Raw genomic sequence first — 6,465 nt, 5'->3', positions numbered from 1 at the left:
AAAGTGTTGTAACCATTTGTAAAAATAAGAGGCTACTCAAATTAAGCCGCATTTACTATTAGTAGGTTTAGGTTCATCTAAACAAGAACAGTTTATCTATCAAAATTTACAAGACTTGAATGTTTCTCTATCTATTGGTGTCGGAGGAACGATTGATATTTTATCTGGCACTGTAAAAAAAGCACTAAAAATGATGAGAGATACAGGGACAGAATGGTTATATAGATTGATCTCACAGCCGAAAAGAATAAAAAGACAACTCGTACTTCCAAAGTTTTTAATATCAGTTATGGGGGAGAGGATTAAAGGGGTTACAAATTGATAAAGGGGACTACATACATGAACAGAATCGGCATTATCGAAGCAATTAGTCACTGAATATGCACCTCATTGTACAGAAATGGAAGGAGCGGCAATTGGACATGTTGCTCATATAAATGACATACCATTTCTAGTTTTGAGATGCATTTCTGATAGTGCAGATGATTCAGCGCAGGTTTCATATGATGATTTCGTGAAAACCGCAGCGAATTATTGTTCAGAAATTATTGTTGAGATGCTTAAAAGTAAATCGAGTAAAACTGTATTGTAGTTTATACGTAAAGAATGGGAGAGAAAGTTATGTTACAAGCACTAATTTTCGATATGGATGGAACTTTATTTCAAACAGACAAAATTTTAGAGTTATCACTGGATGATACATTTGATCATTTACGCTCACTACAATTATGGGATGCGGAAACACCTATTGATAAATACCGTGAAATTATGGGTGTTCCTTTACCTAAAGTTTGGGAAGCGCTATTACCTGATCATTCAAATGAAGTAAGAAAACAAACAGATGCTTATTTTTTAGAGAGATTAATTGAAAACATAAAGAGTGGGAAAGGTGCTTTATATCCGAATGTAAAAGAAGTTTTTAATTATTTAAAAGAAATTGGTTGCTCAATTTACATAGCTAGTAATGGTTTAACGGATTATTTAAAAGCAATCGTATCTCATTATGATTTAGAGCAATGGGTTACTGAAACTTTTAGTATCGAACAAATTTCATCGCTTAATAAAGGTGACTTAGTAAAAAATATTTTGAAAAAATATGATTTAAAAGGGGCAGCGGTAGTTGGAGATCGTTTATCTGATATTAACGCTGCAAAAGATAATGGTTTAATTGCGATTGGATGTAATTTTGATTTTGCACAAGAAGAGGAACTTGCTCATGCTGATTTAGTAATTGCTGATTTAATGGAACTGAAGGGGATATTACCAGAATTGAAGAATACGTACATAACAAAATGAATAAGTTCACATTCAAATGAATGCTCAGGATGATATATTCTTGGGCATTTTTATTTTTCAAAAAGATACATTTGGATAGAGAAAGTGGGGGAGTAAGCTGGAAAATATACAAATAAAACGAATTGAAGATTTACTAAAATATGAGATCAATCTCCTTGTCGAAGAAAGTACAGAAGAAGGATTTAACTTCCTAATAAAATTAATAAATGAATATGAAAGTAAAAGAAATACATTTAGTAAAACGGGCGAATGTTTATATGGCGTTTTTCGAGGTGATACGTTAATTGGTATTGGAGGATTAAATCAAGATCCAAATACGAAAGGTTTAAAGATTGGCCGATTAAGAAGGTTTTATATTTCAAAGGATTATCGGCGCATCGGATTAGGGAAGTTGTTATTAAAGCAACTTTTAAGACATGCGGAAAAGTATTTTCACGTTGTTGTTCTACATACGGATACAAAGCAAGGTGATGAGTTTTATTGCGCAAATGGATTTGTAAAAGGAGAATCTTATAAAGGTTCAAGTCACTTTATAAGATTGTAGAAAGGTCCCATATTCATGTACGGAACCTTTCTTAAGTAATTACATCTTAATATTCATTTGTTTCAATAACCCCTTCGGATCACCTTTTACATAATAAAAATGCGGATTATTCTCATCGTCGTAAAGCATAATATAAGGTTTTTCATTAAGTGGAAGAAGGATGAGTACTTCATCAATTGTTGTATGTAACCATTGATTTGTAATAGAAACAGGTTTAGATAAAGGGATTTTTATCATATGTCCATCTTTCGGAACGACATTTAAGTTTTTAAATGGACCGGTAATTGATTTTGCGTATTGAACTGCTTCTTTTTGAATGGCCCGATCTAAAGATTGTTTTTGGACTACCATTTCTTTTTTGCAATCAAATACTTCAATTTGTTTATTTGTATTTGCGAACGCATTTGTTGATAATAAAAAGAAAAGCAGAGTAATGACTCCTATTTTTTTGAACATAAAACAACACCTCACACTTACTATACCCTCAAATGTTGTAAATATTTTTCTGTCACATTCATGTAACAAAGAAGTTGTATGATAAAATTGATATTTGTTTATAGGTAATGGAGGAAATGTAATGAAAGTATTAATCGCAGATGATGAACAAGATATGCTGAAAATTTTAAAAGCGTATTTTGAAAAAGAAGGCTTCGAAGTTTTATTAGCGAAGGATGGAGAGGAAGCACTTCAAATATTTTACGATGAGAAAATTGACTTAGCTATTTTAGATTGGATGATGCCGAAAAATAGTGGTATTACTGTCTGTCAGGAAATAAAAAAGAATTCAAGTGTGAAAGTATTAATGCTTACTGCGAAAAGTGAAAGTGAAGATGAATTAGTAGCTCTTCAAAGCGGGGCAGATGAGTATGTAAAAAAACCATTTCATCCAGGAGTGCTAATAACCCGAGCGAAAAAGCTTGTGCAGCATGAAGATGTTATTCAAGTTCAAGATTTAAAAATAGATTTCACCAAAAATAAAGTATATAAAAATGAGAAAGAATTAGACATTACAAAGACAGAATTACAATTAATAAAGTGCTTTTTAAATCATAAAGGCACGATTTTAACACGGAAAAAGTTGTTAGATATCGTCTGGGGATTTGATTATTTTGGGGAAGAGCGAACGGTTGATACGCATGTAAGAAGATTACGTAAAAAAATAGGAGAAAATATTATAAAGACACATCGTGGTTTAGGATACAGTTTGGAGGAAGAGTGTGAATAAGCTCGGTAAAAAGTTATTTTTCAGCATTTCTTTAACAGTCATCCTTATTTTTGTCATCTCTTTATTATTAATTAACTATTTTTTACCAAAATATAATGTGCACAAAACACGTGAAAGCTTAGAAGGCATTACAGCGGAAATACAGTCGATACCGCGTGAAGAACTGGATGATGCTATAAATCGCATTGAAAATGAAGGTAATGTTACGATTGCATATACATCAATAAATAATTCAGAAGATGCTATTAATGAAGAATTACGCATGCAGCTTACAAAAAAGAGAGTTGCATTGAATAAACTTTGGATTACAAAAGAAGAAATTACGAAAGTGAAGAACCTCGGACAATCGAATAAAATATATGATCAAGAAAAGATAAAATCTAGTTTTTTTGCGAAATACATTGCGAAAGATGATATGTTGATTTTAGTAGGAGTTTCTATCGCACATTCCAATGAAGTAATTAAAACGCTTAACTCATTTTATTTATACATTTTGGGATTCTCACTATTTCTTATTATCGTGCTTGTTTGGATTCTTTCAAAAACAATCACTACTCCACTGAAAGAATTGAGTGATGTCGCAGAAGATATTTCACGTCTGAAATTTAAACGGACGAAAGTTAAAACGAATGATGAAATAGGTGATTTAGCAAATAGTATTAACATCATGAGTGATAAATTACATGAAGCACATCAAGATTTAACAGATCGAAATGACCACTTAAAACGATTTATGGGCGATGTAACTCATGAATTAAAAACACCAATCGCATTAGTAAAAGCATATTCTATGGGAATAAAAGATGGTTTAGATGATGGCACATATGTTGATACAATCATTAAACAAACAGATCAAATTTCAAATTTAATTGAAGAGTTATTGCGATTTTCTAAACTAGAAAGAGATATTTTACAAAAAGAAGAATTCCCTATTGAACCACTAGTCCAAAGTATAATAGATAAGCATAAAATTGAACTGGATTCGAAAGAAATCAAGTTGCAAGTGAACTATAATGCTGGTGACGCGATTGTTTATGCTGATTTAAATAAAATGAGAATGGTCTTTCAAAATTTAATCTCTAATGCGATAAAATATACAACGAATCAAAATATAAAAATCACATTAGAAGAGAAAAATGACGTTGTGTATTTTCAAATTCAAAATGGTATTGCTGCTGAGGGCGTTAAAGAGATAGATAAAATTTGGGAACCTTTTTACGTATTAGAATCTTCTCGTAGTAAAGAGAAATCAGGTACTGGATTAGGACTAGCGATTGTAAAAAGTATTTTAGAAAGACATGGATTTGAATACGGGGTTTCGGTAGTAGATGGGGAAATACAATTTTATATGTATATAGAAAGGAACTAATTGTTATTAGTTCCTTTTCTTTTATATAAAAAGATTTGATAGTTCTACAAATTTCTCAACTTTTTATAAAGTATAAACTGAATTTTCTGTATTTTTGATGTATAGTAAGAGAAGGAACATATGGGGAGGGAAGGGTATGAAGAAAAAGAAATTAGCAATTACACTTTCAGCTATAGTATCTTTAACAATTACTTCAGGGGTTTCTAGTATAACTGCACATGCGGAAAATAAGGAAGGGAGCTTCGTAAAAGAGAATGATGTTAAGTTAAATGGACAAGTTTCAGAAGCTTTAACTCCAAATACGAAAATTCAATTGGAAAATGGGATGACGAAACCAATCTATTCACTTGATGAAGCCATTGTAGAAAATCTATTTGTAGAGACAGAAGTTGATAGTGATCGAGATGGTAAAAAAGATCGTGTATCAGTAAAGGTTATGCGTCCAAAGACGAATCCAGATGTGAAAGTTCCTGTTATTTATGAAATGAGTCCATATCGATCTGGATTAAAAGACGTTCCTGTTTATAATGTTGATGAAGAATTGTATGCGTATGAAGGAAAACCGTATGGGGCAGTTAATCTTGGTTCATACGGCAATTATTATGTTCCGAGAGGATATGCAGTTATTTTAGGTGAAAGTATCGGAACTGGAAAATCAGATGGATGTCCGACAACTGGAGATGAACAAGAAATACTAGGGACGAAGTCTGTCATTGATTGGGTAAATGGTCGGGCAAAAGCATATACAGAGGATGGTAAGGAAGTAAATGCAAATTGGTCTACGGGCAATGTAGGAATGACAGGAGTTTCTTATAATGGTACGTTACCGAATGCTGTCGCAACGACTGGAGTTGAAGGGTTAAAAACAATTATTCCAATCGCAGCGATTAGTAGTTGGTATGACTATTATCGTGCAAATGGGGCAGTAATTGCGCCAGGTGGATATCAAGGAGAAGATACAGATAATATGGCAGAAGCAGTACTAACAAGAAAGAACCCTGAAGTTTGCGGGCAAATTATTAAAGAACTAACAGCTGGACAAGATCGTAAAACAGGCGATTATAACGACTTTTGGGATAAACGTAACTATGTAAAAGATGTAAAAAATGTGAAAGCAAGTGTATTTGTAGTTCATGGGCTAAATGATTGGAATGTAAAAACGAAGCAATTTTCACAGTGGTGGGAAGCTCTTGGCGAAAATAATGTTCCTCGTAAAATGTGGTTACATCAAGGTGGACACGGCGGAACATCAAGTAATAACTGGCAACAAACGCAAAATAAATGGTTCGATTATTGGTTATATGGGATTGAAAATGGAATTATGGCTGAACCGATGGTAGATGTACAACGTGAAAATAAATCGTGGCAAAAAATAAAAAATTGGCCAGATCCAGCGGCTGTACCATCAAAAGTCCGTATGTATTTAAGTAATAAAGCAATCAATTTGCCATTAAGTATGGGATCAGTAAACAATGTTTTCTCATTAGTAGATGATGCTAAAATAAAGTCAAATCAACTAGTAGAAAACCCTGAGTTAGAAGTAGCGAATCGATTAATATATACAATGCCTGTACTGCAAAAAGATATGCGAATAAGCGGTACGCCGAAGATTTCAATTAAAGGGAATATTGATCGGTCTGTATCAAATTTAACAGCATTACTCGTTGATTATGGTGGGGCGAAGCCTGAAATTGTAACGAGAGGTTGGATGGATCCACAAAATTTAAATAGTATAGAGAATTCAACAGCGATTCAACCTGGTAAAGATTACACATTTTCATGGGACATGCAGCCAGATGATTACGTATTTAAAGCAGGACATCAAATAGGAGTCGTCTTAATCGCAAGTGATTACGATTATACAATTAGACCGAAAGCGGGCACGAAGCTTACAGTAAAATTGAGTGAAGTGACATTGCCGATTGTGAAATAAAGGGTTTTTGATAAAGAGCTTACTATAGTAAGCTCTTTATTTATAATCAGAATTTTCAAGTTTTATATGTTCAATCGCTAGGAAATATTATACAATGT

The 6,465-nt window shown here is 32.8% G+C and carries 6 protein-coding genes and 2 pseudogenes; 7 read left to right on the top strand and 1 reads right to left on the bottom strand.

Annotation, left to right across the window (positions count from 1 at the left end):
- Window positions 1-37: 37 nt before the first annotated feature.
- The 4 genes and pseudogenes from AB3X48_RS15675 to AB3X48_RS15660 form a co-directional block, all read left to right on the top strand.
- Window positions 38-322: pseudogene (locus AB3X48_RS15675) on the top strand (WecB/TagA/CpsF family glycosyltransferase); the annotation flags it as partial.
- A 24-nt stretch (window positions 323-346) separates the two neighbouring features.
- Window positions 347-592: pseudogene (locus AB3X48_RS15670) on the top strand (phosphorylase family protein); the annotation flags it as partial.
- Between the two features lie 29 nt (window positions 593-621).
- Window positions 622-1,296, top strand: a complete 675-nt coding sequence (locus tag AB3X48_RS15665) for an HAD family hydrolase (protein ID WP_016105119.1) — start codon at window positions 622-624, stop codon at window positions 1,294-1,296.
- A gap of 97 nt (window positions 1,297-1,393) precedes the next feature.
- A complete protein-coding gene (locus tag AB3X48_RS15660) occupies window positions 1,394-1,840 on the top strand; it encodes a GNAT family N-acetyltransferase (RefSeq protein WP_033714724.1) in 447 nt (148 codons plus the stop codon).
- 39 nt (window positions 1,841-1,879) lie between these two features.
- Here AB3X48_RS15660 and AB3X48_RS15655 read toward each other — a convergent pair whose 3' ends face one another.
- A complete protein-coding gene (locus tag AB3X48_RS15655) occupies window positions 1,880-2,296 on the bottom strand; it encodes a hypothetical protein (protein WP_016105118.1) in 417 nt (138 codons plus the stop codon).
- Between the two features lie 121 nt (window positions 2,297-2,417).
- Between AB3X48_RS15655 and AB3X48_RS15650 the strand changes: the two genes are divergently transcribed.
- The 3 genes from AB3X48_RS15650 to AB3X48_RS15640 all read left to right on the top strand — a co-directional run bounded on the left by AB3X48_RS15650 (window position 2,418) and on the right by AB3X48_RS15640 (window position 6,367).
- On the top strand, window positions 2,418-3,065 hold the full coding sequence (locus tag AB3X48_RS15650; RefSeq protein WP_016105117.1) for a response regulator transcription factor: 648 nt from the start codon (window positions 2,418-2,420) through the stop codon (window positions 3,063-3,065).
- Complete coding sequence (locus tag AB3X48_RS15645) at window positions 3,058-4,434, top strand: sensor histidine kinase (protein ID WP_016105116.1); 1,377 nt, start codon at window positions 3,058-3,060, stop codon at window positions 4,432-4,434. Before AB3X48_RS15650 ends, AB3X48_RS15645 begins: the two co-directional genes overlap by 8 nt.
- 136 nt (window positions 4,435-4,570) lie before the next feature.
- The gene (locus AB3X48_RS15640; protein ID WP_016105115.1) at window positions 4,571-6,367 is read left to right on the top strand and encodes a Xaa-Pro dipeptidyl-peptidase; all 1,797 of its coding nucleotides are present in this window, start codon (window positions 4,571-4,573) and stop codon (window positions 6,365-6,367) included.
- Window positions 6,368-6,465 lie beyond the last annotated feature (98 nt).

Origin of the sequence: Bacillus sp. S4 (assembly GCF_040838205.1) — a bacterium.
GTDB lineage: Bacteria > Bacillota > Bacilli > Bacillales > Bacillaceae_G > Bacillus_A > Bacillus_A cereus_U.
This window is presented reverse-complemented; position numbering and strand designations above follow the sequence as displayed.